Source organism: Streptomyces sp. NPDC005393 (assembly GCF_040606675.1).
GTDB lineage: Bacteria > Actinomycetota > Actinomycetes > Streptomycetales > Streptomycetaceae > Streptomyces.
This window is the reverse complement of the sequence record NZ_JBEXFG010000027.1, coordinates 48844-67546: the sequence shown is the minus strand read 5'-3', so window position 1 is coordinate 67546 and position 18703 is coordinate 48844. Positions and strand designations below refer to the sequence as shown.

Annotated in this window: 15 protein-coding genes and 3 pseudogenes; 17 read left to right on the top strand and 1 reads right to left on the bottom strand. The window is 70.5% G+C overall.

The genetic code is table 11. From position 1 onward, the window contains the following. Positions 1-37 precede the first annotated feature (37 nt). The 4 genes from ABZS71_RS22040 (at position 38) to ABZS71_RS22025 (ending at position 5861) form a co-directional block, all read left to right on the top strand. Positions 38-1507 carry an aldehyde dehydrogenase family protein gene (locus ABZS71_RS22040; RefSeq protein ID WP_355853877.1) on the top strand — a complete coding sequence of 490 codons (1470 nt, stop codon included), beginning with the start codon at positions 38-40 and terminating at the stop codon, positions 1505-1507. After that, complete coding sequence (locus ABZS71_RS22035) at positions 1504-3045, top strand: APC family permease (protein WP_355853874.1); 1542 nt, start codon at positions 1504-1506, stop codon at positions 3043-3045. The genes ABZS71_RS22040 and ABZS71_RS22035 overlap by 4 nt, the downstream gene beginning before the upstream one ends. A 10-nt stretch (positions 3046-3055) precedes the next feature. Then, complete coding sequence (locus ABZS71_RS22030; protein WP_356212627.1) at positions 3056-4606, top strand: GMC family oxidoreductase N-terminal domain-containing protein; 1551 nt, start codon at positions 3056-3058, stop codon at positions 4604-4606. A 292-nt stretch (positions 4607-4898) separates the two neighbouring features. Then, entirely contained in the window at positions 4899-5861 is a 963-nt protein-coding gene (locus ABZS71_RS22025; protein WP_356212697.1) for an LLM class F420-dependent oxidoreductase, read from the top strand. Here ABZS71_RS22025 and ABZS71_RS22020 read toward each other — a convergent pair. Continuing rightward, entirely contained in the window at positions 5848-6765 is a 918-nt protein-coding gene (locus ABZS71_RS22020; protein ID WP_356212694.1) for a LysR family transcriptional regulator, read from the bottom strand. The two genes, ABZS71_RS22025 and ABZS71_RS22020, sit on opposite strands and share 14 nt — an antisense overlap. A gap of 208 nt (positions 6766-6973) precedes the next feature. Here ABZS71_RS22020 and ABZS71_RS22015 point away from each other — a divergent pair, with 208 nt between their 5' ends. From ABZS71_RS22015 to ABZS71_RS21955, 13 genes and pseudogenes are all read left to right on the top strand, one after another. Further along, positions 6974-7054 carry a putative leader peptide gene (locus ABZS71_RS22015; protein WP_355853955.1) on the top strand — a complete coding sequence of 27 codons (81 nt, stop codon included), beginning with the start codon at positions 6974-6976 and terminating at the stop codon, positions 7052-7054. Between the two features lie 254 nt (positions 7055-7308). After that, on the top strand, positions 7309-8418 hold the full coding sequence (sfnG, locus tag ABZS71_RS22010; protein ID WP_356212624.1) for a dimethylsulfone monooxygenase SfnG: 1110 nt from the start codon (positions 7309-7311) through the stop codon (positions 8416-8418). Between the two features lie 86 nt (positions 8419-8504). Further along, positions 8505-9718 (top strand): annotated as a pseudogene (locus ABZS71_RS22005) (acyl-CoA dehydrogenase family protein). A 72-nt stretch (positions 9719-9790) separates the two neighbouring features. Next, positions 9791-10345 carry an NADPH-dependent FMN reductase gene (gene ssuE / locus ABZS71_RS22000; protein WP_356212621.1) on the top strand — a complete coding sequence of 185 codons (555 nt, stop codon included), beginning with the start codon at positions 9791-9793 and terminating at the stop codon, positions 10343-10345. 28 nt (positions 10346-10373) lie between these two features. Continuing rightward, on the top strand, positions 10374-11582 hold the full coding sequence (locus ABZS71_RS21995) for an SfnB family sulfur acquisition oxidoreductase (protein WP_356212618.1): 1209 nt from the start codon (positions 10374-10376) through the stop codon (positions 11580-11582). Positions 11583-11606: 24 nt separating this feature from the next. Further along, a complete protein-coding gene (locus ABZS71_RS21990; protein WP_355853850.1) occupies positions 11607-12767 on the top strand; it encodes an LLM class flavin-dependent oxidoreductase in 1161 nt (386 codons plus the stop codon). Between the two features lie 274 nt (positions 12768-13041). Then, on the top strand, positions 13042-13410 hold the full coding sequence (locus ABZS71_RS21985; RefSeq protein ID WP_356212614.1) for a helix-turn-helix transcriptional regulator: 369 nt from the start codon (positions 13042-13044) through the stop codon (positions 13408-13410). 5 nt (positions 13411-13415) lie between these two features. Next, positions 13416-13487, top strand: a pseudogene (locus tag ABZS71_RS21980) (VOC family protein); the annotation flags it as partial. A gap of 181 nt (positions 13488-13668) precedes the next feature. Continuing rightward, a complete protein-coding gene (locus ABZS71_RS21975) occupies positions 13669-14025 on the top strand; it encodes a VOC family protein (protein ID WP_356212611.1) in 357 nt (118 codons plus the stop codon). After that, positions 14022-14475, top strand: a pseudogene (locus ABZS71_RS21970) (pyridoxamine 5'-phosphate oxidase family protein). The gene ABZS71_RS21975 and the pseudogene ABZS71_RS21970 overlap by 4 nt, the downstream one beginning before the upstream one ends. A 280-nt stretch (positions 14476-14755) precedes the next feature. Further along, positions 14756-17149, top strand: coding sequence for an excinuclease ABC subunit UvrA (locus ABZS71_RS21965; RefSeq protein ID WP_356212608.1), 2394 nt, complete (start codon positions 14756-14758; stop codon positions 17147-17149). Between the two features lie 219 nt (positions 17150-17368). Next, entirely contained in the window at positions 17369-17818 is a 450-nt protein-coding gene (locus tag ABZS71_RS21960) for a helix-turn-helix transcriptional regulator (protein WP_356212605.1), read from the top strand. Positions 17819-17823: 5 nt separating this feature from the next. Then, entirely contained in the window at positions 17824-18234 is a 411-nt protein-coding gene (locus ABZS71_RS21955) for a VOC family protein (RefSeq protein WP_356212602.1), read from the top strand. The last annotated feature ends 469 nt before the right edge of the window (positions 18235-18703 follow it).

Genomic DNA, 18703 nt, shown 5'->3' with positions numbered 1-18703 from the left:
GGTCGGCACTCCGTCCGAGCCCGGAGGCGAGACACCCATGCCGGAGCTGTTCATCGGCGGCCAGTGGACGACCGCCCTCGACGGACACACCCGTGAGATCCGCTGCCCCGCGGACGGCGCTCTGGTCGCCGTGGTCGACGAGGCCGGGCCGAAGGACGCCGCGGCCGCGGTGGCGGCCGCGCGTGACGCCTTCGACCGCGGGCCGTGGCCCGGCACCCCGGCCGCCGAGCGCGGCCGGCTGCTGCTGCGCGTGGCCGATCTGCTGAAGCGCGACAAGGCCGACCTCGCCCGCGTGGAATCCCTGGACACCGGGAAGCGGCTGGTCGAGAGCGAGTACGACCTCGATGACATCGCGAACTGCTTCCGCTACTTCGGCAATCTGGTCGCCTCCAGCGGCGCGGGCCGCGTGGTCGAGGTGGGCAGCCCGGAGGTCGACAGCAGGGTGGTGCATGAACCGGTCGGGGTCTGCACCCTGATCACCCCATGGAACTATCCGCTGCTGCAGACCGCCTGGAAGGTGGCCCCCGCACTCGCCGCCGGGAACGCCTTCGTCCTCAAGCCCAGCGAGCTGACCCCGCACACCGCGATCGGTCTGATGCGGCTGCTGGCGGAGGCCGGGGTGCCGGCGGGTGCCGCCAATCTGATCCTGGGCGCCGGGTCGACGGCGGGTGCGCCGCTGGTCACGGACGGACGGGTGGACATGGTGTCGTTCACGGGCGGTGTGGTCACCGGGCGGTGGATCATGGCGGCCGCCGCGCCCACGGTGAAGAGGATCGCCCTGGAGCTGGGCGGCAAGAACCCCAATATCGTCTTCACCGACTCCGATTTCGACACCGCCGTGGACTATGCCCTGACGGCCGTGTTCCTCCACTCCGGGCAGGTCTGTTCGGCCGGTGCCCGGCTGCTGGTGCAGGAACAGCTGCATGACGCGTTCGTCGACGAGGTCGTGCAGCGCGCCCGGGAGATCCGGCTGGGCGGCCCGTTCGACGAGAACGCCCGCGCCGGCCCGCTGATCTCCGCCGCGCACCGTCAGAAGATCGCCGACTATGTGACGGCCGGGCTCGAGGAGGGCGCGGTGCTGCGCTGCGGCGGGGCGCCGCCCGACGACCCGGAGCTGGCCAACGGCTACTACTACCTGCCGACCGTGCTGGACGACTGCACCCCCGATATGTCGGTGGTCCAGGAGGAGTCGTTCGGCCCGGTGCTCACCGTGGAGCGGTTCCGCGACGAGGAGGAGGCGCTCGCGCTCGCCAATGACACGGTGTACGGCCTGGCCGGGGCGGTATGGACGCAGGACGCGGAGAAGGCGCACCGGGTGGCGTCCCGGCTGCGCGCCGGGACCGTGTGGATCAATGACTTCCATCCGTATGTGCCGCAGGCCGAGTGGGGAGGTATGAAGCAGTCCGGTATCGGCCGTGAGCTGGGCCCGACGGGCCTCCACGAGTACCAGGAGCTCAAGCACATCTGGCGTAACACCGCGCCCCGCCCCCTGCGGTGGTTCGCATGACGGCGACCGAACCCGCCGCACCAGAACCCCGCCCGGACCGTTCGCACGACGACGACTCGCTCGCCGAGCTCGGCTATCGCCCCGAGCTCAAGCGCACACTGGGCAACTTCCACACCTTCGCCGCCGGGATCAGCTATATCTCCATCCTCACCGGCACCTTCCAGCTCTTCTACTTCGGGGTGAGCCACGGCGGCCCGGCGTACTGGTGGTCCTGGCCGATGGTGTTCCTCGGTCAGCTGATGGTGGCGCTGTGCTTCTGCGAGCTGGCGGGCCGCTATCCGGTGGCCGGGTCGGTCTACAACTGGTCGAAACTGCTGGGCGGCCCGCACGTCGGCTGGCTGGGCGGCTGGATGATGATGACCGCCTCCATGGTGTCGCTGTCGGCCGTCGCCCTCGCCTACCAGGTCACGCTGCCGCAGATCTCCCCGTGGTTCCAGTTCATCGGCGACGGCAGCAGCGGGACCGAGCGGGCGGCCAACGCGGTGGTCCTCGGATCCATCCTGATCCTGTTCACCACCCTGGTGAACGGCTTCGGCGTGAAGCTGATGGCCCGTATCAACTCCGCGGGCGTGGCCATCGAGCTGATCGCCGCGATCGTCCTGATCCTGCTGCTGGCCGCGCACATCTCCCGCGGCCCGTCCGTCGTGTTCGACACCTTCGGCCGCGGCCACGGGCAACCGCTGGGCTACTTCGGCGCGTTCCTGACCGCCTCGCTCGCCTCGGCATACGTCATGTACGGCTTCGACACGGCGTCATCGCTCGGGGAGGAGTCCATGGACCCGGGCCGTAACGCGCCGCGCGCCATCTTGCGGGCGCTCGTCGCCTCGTTCCTCATCGGCGGGCTCATCCTGCTGTTCGCCCTCATGGCGGTGGAGAACCTGCACTCGAAGCTGCTGTCCGTGGACGGCCTGCAGTACGTGGTGCTCTCCACCCTCGGTCACACCATCGGCGAGATCATGCTGTGGTGCGTGGTGATCGCGATCACGGTGTGCGCGCTGGCCGTGCACACCGCGAGCATCCGGCTGATGTTCGCGATGGCCCGGGACAACAACCTCCCCGGCGGCTCCAGGCTCGCCCATGTCCATCCGCGCTTTCAGACACCGGTGCTCCCGGCGATCCTGATCGGCCTGGTGGCCGTGGGGATCCTGGTCATCAATATCAACCAGCCGCAGATCTTCTCCGTCGTCACCAGCATCGCGATCATCATGATCTACATCGCGTATCTGCTGGTCACCCTGCCCATGCTGGTGCGGCGGCTGAAGGGGGAGTGGCAGCCGGCCAAGGGCCGCTTCTCGCTGGGCCGGTTCGGACTGCCGGTCAATGGGCTGGCCGTGCTGTGGGGCATCGCGATGTCCGTCAACCTCGCCTGGCCACGCGCCGAGGTCTACAACGCGACCGAGCCGCACCACTGGTATCTGCGCTGGGGCGCGGTCCTGTTCATCGGCGTGGTGGCGCTCGGCGGCTTCGGCTACTACTGGTTCGTCCAGCGGAAGTACACGGGCGTGCTCTCCGAGCACGCCGCCGCCACCACCTCGTGAGGAGAGGGCCGTGGATGAGTTCGACTACGTAGTGGTCGGGGGCGGTACGGCCGGGTCGGTTGTCGCGTCGCGGCTGACCGAGGACCCGTCGGTGACGGTGTGTGTCCTGGAGGCGGGCCCGTCGGACGTCGGAGACGACAACATCCTGCGACTGAACCGCTGGATGTGGCTGCTGGAGTCCGGCTACGACTGGGACTACCCCATCGAACCGCAGGAGAAGGGCAACAGTTTTATGCGGCAGGCCCGCGCCAAGGTGCTCGGCGGCTGCTCCTCGCACAACTCCTGCATCGCCTTCTGGGCCCCCGCCGAGGACCTCGACGAGTGGGCGGCCCAGGGCCTGGACGGCTGGTCGGCCGAAGACTGCTTCCCGCTGTTCCAGCGCCTGGAGAACAACGACGCGCCCGGCGACCACCACGGCCGCAACGGCCCGGTCACCATCAGCACCATCCGGCCGAGGGACCCGTGCGGCAGGGCGCTGCTGGCGGCCTGCGAGGAGGCGGGCATCCCGATCACCCCCTTCAACACCGGCACGACGGTGCTCCGCGGCGCCAACTGGTTCCAGATCAACGCGCGCGAGGACGGCACCCGCTGCTCCGCGTCGGTCGCCTACCTCCACCCCGTCATGGACTCGCGGCCGAACCTGGACGTGCGCACCACACTGCAGGCCAAGCGGCTGGTCCTGGACGAGAACCTGCGCTGCACGGGAGTCGACTACCTCTCCCCCGATCTGATCCGCACCCTCAGGGTGCACGCCCGGCGGGAAGTCATCGTCTCCTGCGGCGCCATCGACACACCGAAACTGCTGATGCTGTCCGGCATCGGCCCCGCGAACCATCTGCGGGAGACCGGAGTGGAGGTGATCGTGGACTCCCCCGGTGTCGGCAGCAACCTCCAGGACCACCCCGAGGGCGTCATCATGTGGAACGCCGAGCAGCCCATGGTCACCACCTCCACCCAGTGGTGGGAGATCGGCATCTTCGCCGCCACCGAACCCGATCTCGACCGCCCCGACCTGATGTTCCACTACGGCTCCGTGCCCTTCGACATGAACACCTACCGCCACGGCTACCCCACCTCGGAGAACGCGTTCTGCCTCACCCCCAACGTCACCCGCGCCCGCTCCACCGGCACCGTGCGCCTGCGCACCCGCGACTTCCGCGACAAAGCACGCGTCGACCCCCGCTACTTCACCGACCCCTACGACATGGGCATCATGACCCACGGCCTGCTTCTCGCCCGCAATATCGTTGCCCGGCCCGCCCTGGCCCTGTGGGCGGGTTCCGAACTCGCCCCCGGGCCCGACGTCAACACCGACAACGAGCTCGCCGCCTACGTCCGCGAGACGCACAACACCGTCTACCACCCGGCGTGCACCGTGAAGATGGGCGCACCCGACGACCCGGCGGCCCCGCTCGACCCCCAGCTGCGGGTCAAGGGCGTGACGGGCCTGCGGGTCGCCGACGGCTCGGCCATGCCGTACCTCATCGCCGTCAACCCGTGCATCACGACGATGATGATCGGGGAGAAGTGCGCGGACATGATCAAGCGACGCCATCCGTGACCCGCGCCGCACCCTCGGTGGCCACGGAGCGCCCGCTCGGATCGCGGAGGAGGCGGGGGCGGACGCCGCGCTCGTCGTGCGTGACCGGGACGACGCCGCCGCGATGCCGGTCGCGGACCCCGGCCGGCTCACCCCGGCCGTTCCCCGCCGGTAGCACACGGCGGCTCCGAGCGGCCCCTCACTCCAGTGGCGGTATCCGGCGTGAGGGTTGCGGGACGGGTGGTCATGGTGGGGGGACGGACCGGTCGCGGTCATGGCGTTTGGCGGCGGAGAGGAGCGGTACCCCGTGACGATGCGATGGGGATACACGATGATGACCGAGCAGGCCGGGCCGCGTCAGCTGGTGGACGATGTGGTCCGGGCCGAGCAGGTCGGGTTCGACTTCTCGGTGACCTCCGACCACTACTTTCCGTGGCTCGACTCCCAGGGTCACTCCCCGTACGCCTGGAGCGTTCTGGGCGCCGCGGCGCAGGCCACCTCGCGGATTCCGCTGACGACGTATGTCACCTGCCCGACCGTGCGCTACCACCCCGCGGTGATCGCGCAGAAGGCCGCGACGCTGCAGCTGCTGTCCGAGGGGCGGTTCCGGCTGGGGCTCGGGTCCGGCGAGAACCTCAATGAGCATGTGGTCGGCGCGGGCTGGCCGTCGGCGGATGTGCGGCACGAGATGCTGGAAGAGGCGGTGGAGATCATCCGTGCGCTGTTCGGCGGCGGCTATGTGAATCACCGCGGCGCGCACTTCGATGTCGACTCGGCCAAGCTGTGGGATCTGCCCGACGAGACGCCGCCCATCGGGCTGGCGGTCTCCGGTCCGCGGTCCTGCCGGATGGCGGGGCGGCTGGCCGACATGCTGATCGCCACCGAGCCCAAGGCCGGACTGGTGGAGGACTTCGGGCGCAACGGCGGCGGCGGAAAGCCGTGCATCGGGCAGATTCCGGTCTGCTACGACCCCGACCGGGACGCGGCGATCGCCCGCGCCCATGACCAGTTCCGCTGGTTCGGGGGCGGCTGGAAGGTCAACTCGGAGCTGCCGGGGCCCCTCTCCTTCGAGCAGGCCACCCGCTTCGTACGGCCCGAGGACGTGGCCGCGTCCATCCCGTGCGGCGACGATGCCGAGGAGTTCGTGGAGCGGATCCGGCCGTTCGCCGACGCGGGCTTCACCGATGTCGCGCTCGTCCAGATCGGCGGCGACCATCAGCGGCCCTTCCTGGACTGGGCCGAGAAGCGGCTGCTGCCCGCGCTCAGGGAGCTGTAGCCCCAGCGCCGGCGCGCCGTACGAAGAGCTGGTGCAGATCGCGTACGGCGCGGGGAGCGGATCCGGAGCGGCGGCGCTGGATGACGAGCAGGACATCGGTGCCGCCGCCGTCCGCGAGCGGGCGGTAGGTGATCGCGCCGCCGCGCTCCAGGGGGTCGCCGATGACGCTGAAGTCGGGGAGCACGGTGGCGCCGAGCCCCCCGGCGACCATCAGCTTGCCCATCTCGGCGCCGTCGGTGGAGTACGAGAAGGACGGGGTGCGGCCGTCGAGCAGACGGTGGATATAGCGGTGCATGACATAGCCGGACCGCATGACGATCAGCGGCTCGTCCTCGTCCAGCAGATCCGCCGCGCTGACCGTCCGCCGGGCGGCGAGAGGGCTGTCGGGGTGGACGCAGACCACGGGGCGGCCGCGCAGCAGCTCGGTGGTCTCGAAGTCGGGCGGGAGATCGTCCCCCTGGAGGTAGTTGACCAGCCCCAGGTCGAAACTCCCCTCCAGCAGCGCGCGGTGGATCTCGGTCTGCTGCGCGCCGACCACCTCGACCTGGGTCACCGGATGGGTCGCGCGGAACTCCCGGACGGTCGGGATCAGCAGCGGGACCGTCGCGGTGTTGACCGTGCCGAGCCGGATCATCCGGCTGACGCGGTGCTGGTCGCCGGCCGCGCCACGCAGCCGGTCGACCGCCTCGATCACGCTGACGATGTGGGGCAGCAACTCACGGCCCTCGTCGCTGATCTTCGCGCCGGAGCGTTTGCGCTCCAGCAGATCCACGCCGAGCTCACGTTCCAGATTGCGCACGGTCTCGCTGAGCGCGGGCTGGGACAGATGCAGCTCCTCGGCGGCGCGGCGGAGTGAGCCGAGCCGGGTGACGGCGGCGATGTATTCCAACTGTTCGATCCGCACACCCAGCACCATGCCCGCCCCGATGCGGGGCATTCAAGGGGATCCCTATCACGGTCTCATGAATACCGACTCACTCCCCGGCCGCCGTCCCGGGTAATCTCGAACCAGGGGCCGCGGCATTTCCGCAGCACAACCCCCATGTCCGGGATGTGGAATCAGAACCGGGCCTTCTTGACCGGCTGGACTTCCCACTGGTTGGATCGGTGACATGAAGCGACAGGATCTCACGCGGCGACGCCACGTCGACCTCGCGCGTGTCTCCAGCGCGTTCTGTTGCTGTCCGGCCTGACTTTCTGACCAGCCGCCGGGCCTGAGCGAACCCCAAGGGACCCGAGGGACCCCAGGGACTCCTCCGTTTCGCTCCCCCGCCGCCTTCATGATCGGGCCAGGCTGGTAGCCGCCCTTTTCTGACATTCGGCCGCGCTCCATCGCCCTGCCGCTTTTTCCGCGCCGCCCGATCTCCGCACGCCCCGCACGCCCCGAATTCCCTCGGCGCCGGGCGCCGATTCACCCTGCTCGTATTCGCTCACTCGGGAGCTCCTCATGCCCGCAGACCCCCTCCGTTTCGCCTATTGGGTGCCCAATGTCAGCGGCGGCCTGGTCACCAGCACGATCGAACAGCGCACCGACTGGGGCTATGACTACAACCGCGAACTGGCCGTGCTCGCCGAGAACAACGGCTTCGACTACGCCCTCAGCCAGGTCCGCTACATGGCCAGCTACGGCGCCGAGTACCAGCACGAGTCGACCAGCATCAGCCTCGCGCTGCTGCTGGCCACCCAGCGGCTGAAGGTCATCGCCGCCGTCCACCCCGGGCTGTGGCACCCGGGCGTCCTGGCCAAGCTCGGGGCCACCGCCGATCAGCTGTCCGGCGGACGGTTCGCGGTGAACGTCGTCTCCGGCTGGTTCAAGGGCGAGTTCACCGCGCTCGGCGAGCCCTGGCTGGAACATGACGAGCGCTACCGGCGCTCCGAGGAGTTCATCCGCGCGCTGCGCGCGATCTGGACCGAGGACCATGCCGAACTCGCCGGGGACTTCTACCGGATCCGCGACTTCTCCCTCAAGCCCAAGCCCCTGAACAGCACGGAGCGCCCGCATCCGGAGATCTTCCAGGGCGGCAACTCCACCGCCGCCCGCGCCATGGCGGGCCGCGTCTCCGACTGGTACTTCAGCAACGGCAAGGACTTCGACGGCGTCACCGAGCAGATCGGGGACGTCCGCACCTCCGCCGCCGCCGCCGGCCGCCCGGCCCCCCGCTTCGGTCTCAACGCCTTCCTCATCGCCCGTGACACCGAGGCCGAGGCCCGCGACACGCTGCGCGAGATCGTCGCCAAGGCCGACACCGAGGCCGTCCACGGCTTCCGCTCCGCCGTCCAGCAGGCCGGTCGGTCCACCGCCGACGGCAAGGGCATGTGGCAGGACTCCGCCTTCGAGGACCTGGTCCAGTACAACGACGGCTTCCGTACGGGGCTGATCGGCACCCCCGAGCAGATCGCCGAGCGCATCGTCGCCTACAAGCGGCTCGGCGTCGACCTCTTCCTCCTCGGCTTTCTGCACTACCTGGAGGAGGTCGAGTACTTCGGCAAGCGCGTGCTCCCCCTCGTACGCGAACTGGAAGCGCAGCTGCCGGACCCCGAGCGCGCGCTCTCCTGACCCGCCGCCACACCGCCCCGCACATGCCCCCGCACATGCCCCCGCACACCTCCCGCACACCGTCCGCACAGCGAAAGGGAACCGACATGAGCACCGCCCCCCGCGCCGACTGGCAGACCCGGCCCCGGCCCACCGACCCGGCCGGCTGGATCGGGCGCGCCGCCGAGGTCGCCGGCGTGCTGGCCACCGACGCGGCCGCCCGCGACAAGGCCGGCGCCACCCCGTACGCCGAGGTCCGGCTGCTCAAGGACGCGGGCCTGGTCACCCTTCTCGGCCCCGCCGAACACGGGGGCGGCGGCCAGGACTGGACGACCGCGTACCGCGTGGTCCGCGAGATCGCCAAGGCCGACGGCTCCATCGGCCAGCTGCTCGGCTACCACTATCTGTGGAACTGGGCCGCCCGGCTGGTCGGCACCCGGGAACAGTGGGAGCAGGTCGAGGCCGAGGCGGCCCGCAACCGGTGGTTCTTCGGCGGCGCCGTCAATCCGCGACGACCACGACGTGGTCGTCCGGGACGAGGGTGACACCCTCACCTTCACCGGCCGCAAGTCCTTCTCCACCGGCAGCAAGGTCTCCGACGTCACCGTCCTGGAAGGCGTCTTCGAAGGCACCGACCGCCATGTCTTCGCCATCGTCCCGTCCGACAGCGAGGGGCTGACCTTCCACGACGACTGGGACAACATCGGCCAGCGGCTCACCGAGAGCGGCGGCGTCACGATCGACGGCGTACGCGTCCCCTGGTCGGCCGCCGCGGGCTATGTGGACAAGGAGTTCCGGCCCCGCGTCTACAACACCCTGAACGTGCCGACGATCCAGCTGGTCTTCGTCAGCTTCTACCTGGGCATCGCGGCCGGGGCCCTGGAGACCGCCGCCGTCTACACCCGCACCAAGTCCCGGTCGTGGCTGCACGGCGGATACGGCGGTCGACGAGCCTCATGTCATCGACACCTACGGCGATCTCACCGCCAAGCTCTGGGCGGTCGAGGCGCTCGCGGACGCCGTGGCGGCCGAGGGCCAACGGCTGCACGAGGACCCGGACGCGGTGACCGAGGCGGCCCGCGGCGAGTTCGAGGTCCGGGTCGCTGCGGTGAAGGCCCGGGCCACCGATGTCGCCCTGGAGGTCACCAGCCGGATCTTCGAGGTCACCGGCGCCCGCTCCACCGCCTCCGCCGAGGGCCTGGACCGCTTCTGGCGCAATGTGCGCACCCACACCCTGCACGACCCGGTGGCCTACAAGCGCCGCGAGGTGGGCCGCCATGTGCTGACCGCCGAACTTCCCGAACCCACCTGGTACTCCTGACCGCCCCCCGGGTGCCGTCGGCCCGCCGACGGGCCGGCGGCACCCGCACCCCGACCCCGTGAAAGGTTCCCCATGGCCACCGTCCTGTCCATCTCCGGCTCCCCCTCCGCCACCTCCCGCACCGCCCGTCTGCTGCGCCATCTGGACGCCCGGCTGGTGTCCCAGGGCCATGAGGTGATCCCGCTCGACGTCCGTACGCTCCCCGCCGCCGCGCTGCTCGGCGCCGACTTCGCGCATCCGGCCATCACCCGGACCGCCGCCCTGGTCGAGCGGGCGGACGGGCTCGTCATCGGCACCCCCGTCTACAAGGCCGCCTACTCCGGGCTGCTGAAGTCCCTGCTGGATCTGTTGCCGCAGTACGCGCTCGCGGGCAAGACCGTGCTGCCGCTGGCCACCGGTGGCACCACGGCCCATGTGCTGGCCATCGACTATGCGCTGCGCCCCGTGCTGTCGTCCATGGGCGCGGCCCATATCGTCCAGGGCTGGTTCACGCTGGACAAGGACATCACGGTCGAGGCGGACGGCGGTATCGGCGTGGCTCCCCCCGCGGCCGAGGCCCTTGAGCAGGTCGTGGACCAGTTCTCGGTGGCGCTCGGCCACACCTCCCTGTTCGCCGCCGCGGGCTGACGCCCGCCCAGGAGCCGAGGAGTACGCCATGTCGTCCCTGCCCGGGCCGCCCGAGGGCGCCCATGTGATCGCCGACGACGCGGAGGCGCTGAAGGTGGCCGCCGCGCTGGCCGAGGAGTTCCGTACGGCGGCCGCCGAGCGCGACGCGACCCGCAGGCTGCCGCACGCCGAGCTGGAGCGGCTGTCCGCGTCGGGGCTGCCGGCGATCACCGTCCCGGCCGAGTACGGCGGCGCGGAGGTGACCGCCGTGACCCTCGCCGAGGTCTTCCGGCTGCTGGCCACCGCCGACGCCAGCCTCGCCCAGATCCCGCAGAGCCACTTCGTGTACGTCAATGTGCTGCGCCGCCAGGGCAGCGCGGCGCAGCAGGCGTTCTTCTTCGGCGAGGTGCTGGCGGGGAAACGGTTCGGCAACGCCCAGTCCGAGGCGGGTACGAAACACCTCCAGGACATCCGCACCCGTCTGGAGCCGCACGCCGACGGCTCGTACACGCTGACCGGCGTCAAGCACTACTCCACCGGCGCTCTGTTCGCCGACTGGATCCCGGTGCTCGCCCGCGCAGAGGACGACGAGCTGTACGTGGCGTACGTACCGCGGGACGCACCCGGTCTGACCGTCGTCGACGACTGGGACGGGATGGGCCAGCGGACGACCGCGAGCGGCACCGTCCGGCTGGACGCCGTCCCCGTACCCGCCGACCGGGTCGTACCGCACCATCTCACCTTCCGAGGCCCGCAACTGCACGGCGCCCTCGCGCAGTTGCTGCACGCGGCCATCGACGCCGGGATCGCCTCCGGGGCGCTGGCCGAGGCCGTGACGTTCGTCCGCACCAAGAGCCGCCCCTGGTTCGAGAGCGGCTTCGACACCGCCGCCGAGGACCCGCTGCTCATCCAGCGCTTCGGCGAACTGGCCATTCAGGTGCGGGCCGCCGAGGCCCTGGTGGCCGCCGCCGCCCGGGCGGTGGACACCGCCCGGGACGGCCTGACGGACGACACCGCCGCCGAGGCGTCGATCGCGGTGGCGACGGCGAAGGTGTCGGCGGCGAACGCGGCCGTCGAGACGGGCAGCGCGCTCTTCGAGGTGTCCGGCACCCGCTCGGCGCTGCACGCCCTCGGCCTCCACCGCCACTGGCGGGACGCCCGTACGCACACCCTCCACGACCCGGCCCGCTGGAAGGTCCAGCACATCGGCCGCCACGTCCTGAACGGCACCCCACCGCCCCGCCACGGCCTGCTGTAACCCACCCTCGATCGGAGCCCCACCGTGTCCCTCACCTTCCACTGGTTCCTGCCCACCAACGGCGACAGCCGCCATGTCGTCGGCGGCGGCCACGGCACCCCGGTCACGGCGGCCGGCGGTGACCGCCCGCCGTCCGTCGGCTATCTCACCCAGATCGCCCGCGCCGCCGAGGACCTCGGCTTCGTCGGCGCGCTGACCCCCACCGGCGCCTGGTGCGAGGACGCGTGGCTGACCACCGCCATGGTCAGCCAACACACCGAGCGGCTGAAGTTCCTGGTCGCCTTCCGGCCCGGCTTCGTTTCGCCCACCCTCGCCGCGCAGATGGCCTCCACCTACCAGCGGCAGACCGGCGGCCGGCTGCTGCTCAACGTCGTGACCGGGGGCGAGAGCCATGAGCAGCGCGCGTACGGCGACTTCCTCGACAAGGAGGCCCGCTACGCCCGTACCGGCGAGTTCCTGAGCGTCGTCCGCGATCTGTGGGACGGCAAGACCGTGGACCTCGCGGGCCAACACCTCCAGGTCGAGGACGCGACGCTGGCCCGGCTCCCCGATCCGGTCCCGGAGGTCTACTTCGGCGGCTCCTCCCCCATCGCCGGGCAGATCGCCGCCCGCCATGTGGATGTCTATCTCACCTGGGGCGAACCGCCCGCCCAGGTCGCCGAGAAGATCGCCTGGATCCGCTCCCTGGCCGCCGCGGAGGGCCGTACGCTCCGCTTCGGCATCCGGCTGCACGTCATCACCCGCGACACCTCCGAACAGGCGTGGGCCGAGGCGCGGCGGCTGCTGGACGGCTTCGACCCCGAAACCGTACGGGCCATCCAAAGCGGCCTCGCCCGCAGCGAGTCCGAAGGACAGAAGCGCATGCTCGCGCTGCACGGCGGCAGCCGCGACGGTCTGGAGATCCACCCCAATTTGTGGGCGGGCATCGGACTGGTCCGGGGCGGCGCCGGAACGGCCCTGGTGGGCAGCCACGCCGAGGTGGCCGAGCGGATCGCCGAATACCACCGGATCGGCATCGACGAGTTCGTCCTGTCCGGCTATCCGCATCTGGAGGAGGCGTACTGGTTCGGCGAGGGCGTCCTGCCCCAGCTCCAGGCCCAGGGCCTGTGGTCCCATCCGGCACGGCCCACCGCCACCCCGCGGCCCGCAGCCCAGGTGCCCTTCGCGGCGTCCGGACGCTCGTGACGGCCGCGTGGGGCGTGGCGCGGCGCCGGCCGACGCGGCCCCGCGGCGGGCGGCCGCCGGAGAAGAGCGCGAGCGCCCGCTCCCGCACCGCCCGCGGGTAGGTGCCGGCGAGGGCGGCGCTGACCGCACCTGGACCACCTCCCCGGTCCTGCTCGTCCTCGCCAACGACGGCCCGGTCTCTCTCCCCGGTGGTTCGACGTCCGCCGCCGGATCCGCCTCCTGGGCGGCCACTTCGCCGTGGCCGCCCACGCCGACGCAATAGCGCAAGCCGTCCTTGAGGAGCTCGCGGACCGTCGAGGCGCTCGCCCGCGGCGTGAACATGTCGGCCGGGCACCTCAGCCGCGAGTTCCGGCTCGCCTACGGCGAGTCGCCGTACAGCTACCTCATGACGCGGCGCACCGAGCGCGCGATGGCGCTGCTGCGTCGTGGCGACCTCAGCGTCACCGAGGTCTGTTTCGCGGTCGGCTGCGCGTCGCTGGGCACCTTCAGCAGTCGCTTCACCGAACTGGTCGGTGTGCCGCCCAGCGTCTACCGGCGCCAGGCGGCGCGCGCGACGGCGGAGATGCCCTCGTGCGTGGCGAAACAGGTGACCAGACCGATCAGGAATCGAGAAGCGCGGGTCACCGAGCCGCACCTAGGGTAACCGCCATGGACATCACAATTCACACGACCTTCCTCCCGCACGACGACCCGGACGCATCCCTGGACTTCTGTCGCGACCGCCCGGAGGTGGTTCCGGTGGTCCGTTCCGGTGTCCTCCTTCTCTTGCGGGCTGGGCCCGGTTAAGACCAACGGCCAACGCGAAATCGCCATCCGGGGCGATCGGGCTGTCGATTTCCGGACTTCCCGTTCGTCTTTAAGCTGGACAATCCCGACCGGACCCATGACTTCAGGAGTGACCATGACCAGCTCTTCCACTCAGGGAATCAAGACCGTGCTGCATCCCGTGTCCGACCTGGCGACGGCCAAGGCGGTGTACGCCGCCCTGCTCGGCGTACCGCCGCAGACCGACGAGTCCTACTACGTCGGCTTCGAGGCCGCGGGCCAGCACATCGGGCTGGTGCCGGGCGGTGGACCGCAGGGCATGACCTCGCCGGTGGCCTACTGGCACGTGCCGGACATCGAGGCGAAGCTGGCCGAGGTGACCGCCGCGGGTGCCACCGTGAAGGAGCCCGCGCACGACGTCGGTGGCGGCCGCCTGGTGGCCACCGTCACCGACCCCGATGGCAACGTCCTCGGGCTGCTTCAGGACCGATGAGTGCCGACCCCCGCTCCCGCGCTCAGCGTCGTCGCGACACCGAGCATCGGCTCACCCACGACGAAGACGTCTGGGTGGCCAGTGCCTCGGCGGACGGTGCGCCGTACCTGGTGCCGCTGACCTTCGACTGGGACGGCGAAGCGCTGCTGATGGCCACGCCGACGGACAGCCCGACCGGCAGGAACCTGGCCGTCACCCGGGCCGCTCGGCTGGGGCTGGGCCACACCCGCGACGTGTCCATGATCGAGGGCGAAGTCGGGGTCCTCGGGATCGACGCGCTGCCGCAGGAGCGGGGTGACCGGTTCGTCGCGCACACCGGCTCCGACCCGCGTGCGCCGGCCACGCCGTACCCGCTGGTTCCGCATCTCCCCGCGCCGCATCCAGGATTGGCGCGAGGTGAACGAGATGCCCGACCGCGAGCTGATGCGCGACGGCCGCTGGTTGGTCTGACGCCTCGGCCGGGCGCGCCGCGTGGCCGGGGCCCAGAGGCTCCACGGGCCGAAGCGGCATGGATGCCTTGGTTCTTGCGCCGAGCGCGACCCCTAGCCAGCGTCAGCCGGATGGGCGTCGCGCCACCCCGGCCGACACCGCCGGTCAGGTAGACAGCGGACCGTTGCCGCGACCGCGCCGACAATGGAGAACCAGACGTACTGCTCGAAGCTGGTCAGATCGAGCCAGGCGACGCCGACGGAGACCGCGAAGGCGGCCCCGCCTAACAGATGGAGACACGATGAGCATGGCCACGAGGACGGACATGCAGTCGCCTGCGCTGCACGTTGATGCCGACAGCCACGATCTGATCCGCGTGCACGGCGCGCGCGTGAACAACCTCAAGGACGTCAGCATCGAGATCCCGAAGCGCCGGCTGACGGTGTTCACCGGCGTCTCCGGCTCGGGCAAGAGCTCGCTGGTGTTCGACACGATCGCCGCGGAGTCGCAGCGGCTGATCAACGAGACCTACAGCGCCTTCGTGCAGGGCTTCATGCCGACGCTGGCGCGGCCCGAGGTCGACGTCCTCGAAGGGCTGACGACCGTGATCACCGTCGACCAGCAGCGGATGGGTGCCGACCCCCGCTCCACGGTCGGCACCGCCACCGACGCCAACGCGATGCTGCGCATCCTCTTCAGCCGGCTCGGGAAGCCGCACATCGGCCCGCCCAGCGCGTTCGCCTTCAACGTCCCCTCGGTCCGGGCGAGCGGTGCGATCACGGTCGAGCGCGGTGCCAAGAAGGCGGTGAAGGCCACCTTCACCCGTACCGGCGGCATGTGTACGCGCTGCGAAGGCCGCGGCACCGTCTCCGACATCGACCTCACCCAGCTCTACGACGACTCCAAGTCGATCGCCGAGGGCGCGTTCACCATCCCCGGCTGGAAGTCCGACAGCTTCTGGACCGTGCGGGTCTACGCCGAGTCAGGCCTCCTCGACCCGAACAAGCCGATCCGCAAGTACACCAAGAAAGAGATGCAGGACTTCCTCTACCGGGAGCCGACCAAGGTGAAGGTCGAGGGCGTCAACCTCACCTACGAGGGGCTGATCCCCAAGATCCAGAAGTCGTTCCTGTCCAAGGACAAGGAGGCGCTGCAGCCGCACATCCGGGCGTTCGTGGACCGGGCGGTCACCTTCACCACCTGCCCCGAGTGCGACGGCACCCGGCTCAGCGAGGGGGCCCGGTCGTCGAAGATCAAGGGGATCAGCATCGCCGACGCCTGCGCGATGCAGATCAGCGACCTCGCCGAATGGGTCCGCGGCCTCGACGAGCCGTCGGTGGCGCCGCTGCTCGCCACGCTGCGGCAGACCCTCGAGTCGTTCGTAAACATCGGGCTGGGCTACCTCTCGCTCGACCGGCCGTCGGGCACGCTGTCGGGCGGCGAGGCACAGCGCGTCAAGATGATCCGCCACCTCGGCTCCTCGCTCACCGACGTCACCTACGTCTTCGACGAGCCGACCATCGGCCTGCACCCCCATGACATCCAGCGGATGAACGACCTGCTGCTGCGGCTGCGGGACAAGGGCAACACGGTGCTCGTCGTGGAGCACAAACCGGAGACGATCGCGATCGCCGACCACGTCGTCGACCTCGGCCCCGGTGCCGGTACGGCGGGCGGCACCGTCTGCTTCGAGGGAACCGTCGAGGGGCTGCGGGCCGGCGGCACCATCACCGGCCGCCATTTCGACGACCGGGCCGCTCTCAAGGAGACGGTGCGGAAGCCCACCGGCACGCTGGAGATCCACGGCGCGACGACGCACAACCTGCGCGACGTCGACGTCGACGTCCCGCTCGGGGTGCTTGTCGTCGTCACCGGCGTCGCCGGCTCCGGCAAGAGCTCGCTCGTGCACGGGTCGATCCCCGCCGGCGAGGGTGTGGTGTCGATCGACCAGGGCGCGATCCGCGGCTCGCGACGGAGCAACCCGGCGACGTACACCGGACTGCTCGACCCGATCCGCAAGGCGTTCGCGAAGGCCAACGGCGTGAAGCCGGCGCTGTTCAGCGCCAACTCCGAGGGCGCCTGCCCCAACTGCAACGGCGCCGGCGTCGTCTACACCGACCTGGCGATGATGGCCGGCGTCGCCACCACCTGCGAGGAGTGCGAGGGGAAGCGGTTCCAGGCATCGGTGCTGGACCACCACCTCGGCGGCCGCGACATCAGCGAGGTGCTCGCAATGTCGGTGACCGAGGCCGAGGAGTTCTTCGGCGCCGGCGAGGCGCGCACGCCGGCCGCGCACGCCATCCTCGGCCGGCTCGCCGACGTCGGGCTCGGCTACCTCAGCCTCGGCCAGCCGCTCACTACGCTGTCCGGCGGAGAGCGGCAGCGGCTCAAGCTGGCCACCCACATGGCCGAGAAGGGCGGCGTCTACGTCCTCGACGAGCCGACCGCCGGCCTCCACCTCGCCGACGTCGAGCAGCTGCTCGGCCTGCTCGACCGGCTCGTCGACTCCGGCAAGTCGGTCATCGTCGTCGAGCACCACCAGGCGGTCATGGCGCACGCCGACTGGATCATCGACCTCGGCCCCGGCGCCGGCCACGACGGCGGCCGGATCGTCTTCCAGGGCACACCCGCCGACCTCGTCGCCACCCGCTCCACCCTCACCGGCGAGCACCTCGCGGCCTACGTCGGCACCTGACCGAGGCCCTCGCGGACACCGTGGGACGAGTTCTCTCATCTGTTTCGACTCGTCCCACTCGACTCCTGACGAGACGTGTTGACGTGGGACGAGTAGCGGATGCCTCAGGGCCTGAGCGGGTCGGGGACGTAAGCCGGAGCAGACCTGGCCAGAGCGGACACGGAGTGGGGTGGGACGCCAGCGGCGCTGGCAACTCCGGCGCGACGTACGATCTCGCATGTGACCAGCAGACCCGCCGCGGCGCAGCACCTGCGCGACCTCGCGCGGCTGCGCCGCGTCCGCGACCGGATCGACCGGGAGTACGCGCAGCCGCTGGACGTCGAGGCGCTCGCCCGCGGCGTGAACATGTCGGCCGGGCACCTCAGCCGCGAGTTCCGGCTCGCCTACGGCGAGTCGCCGTACAGCTACCTCATGACGCGGCGCATCGAGCGCGCGATGGCGCTGCTGCGTCGTGGCGACCTCAGCGTCACCGAGGTCTGTTTCGCGGTCGGCTGCGCGTCGCTGGGCACCTTCAGCAGTCGCTTCACCGAACTGGTCGGTGTGCCGCCCAGCGTCTACCGGCGCCAGGCGGCGCGCGCGACGGCGGAGATGCCGTCGTGCGTGGCGAAACAGGTGACCAGACCGATCAGGAATCGAGAAGCGCGGGTCACCGAGCCGCACCTAGGGTAACCGCCATGGACATCACGATTCACACGACCTTCCTCCCGCACGACGACCCGGACGCATCCCTGGCCTTCTATCGCGACACGCTCGGCTTCGAGGTCCGCAACGACGTCGGATACGGCGGGATGCGCTGGATCACGGTCGGCCCCGCCGACCAGCCCGGCACGTCCATCGTCCTGGAGCCGCCGGCCGCCGACCCCGGCGTCACCGACGACGAGCGCCGCACCATCGTCGAGATGATGGCCAAGGGCAGCTACGCCCGCATCATCCTGGCCACCGCCGACCTCGACGGCACCTTCGCGCGACTGCAGGCCGGCGGCGCCGAAGTCGTCCAGGAGCCGACCGAGCAGCCGTACGGCGTACGCGACTGCGCCTTCCGCGATCCCGCGGGCAACCTCGTCCGCATCAACGAGCTGCGCTGAGCCGACCCGCTCGCCCGGAGGAGAGGTGACCGGAGTCCTGTAGGCGGGCGACCGTCCTTGACGGCCTCGGCGACACGTTCCACCGCTTCCCCGACGGCCGAGACAACCGCTTCCAGAGCTTCGTAGCCAGCATACGGATCGGGGACATCATCCGTGACCGCGACGTCGCTCGCCGGCGCGGACGGCATTGCGATGCTCTCCGGCTTCGATTCGGCGGTCCTGGGGTTGAATGTCGGCGCGGTCTCCACGACGCCCGCTGCAGCTTCCCGTACGGTGCGGAGCACCTTCGCGTCAGCCTTCGCACCGAGCCAGCCGCGGTCGGCCGTCCACAGAGGAATCCTGGCGTCGACCACGGACGCCTGCACTTGGCGAAGACCGTGAGCCGTACCAGCGTCACCCCCCCATCGTTCGACGGGGTCGACGGTAGTGCCCTCGGCCAAAACGGCGGTTTGCACATCGGACATGACCT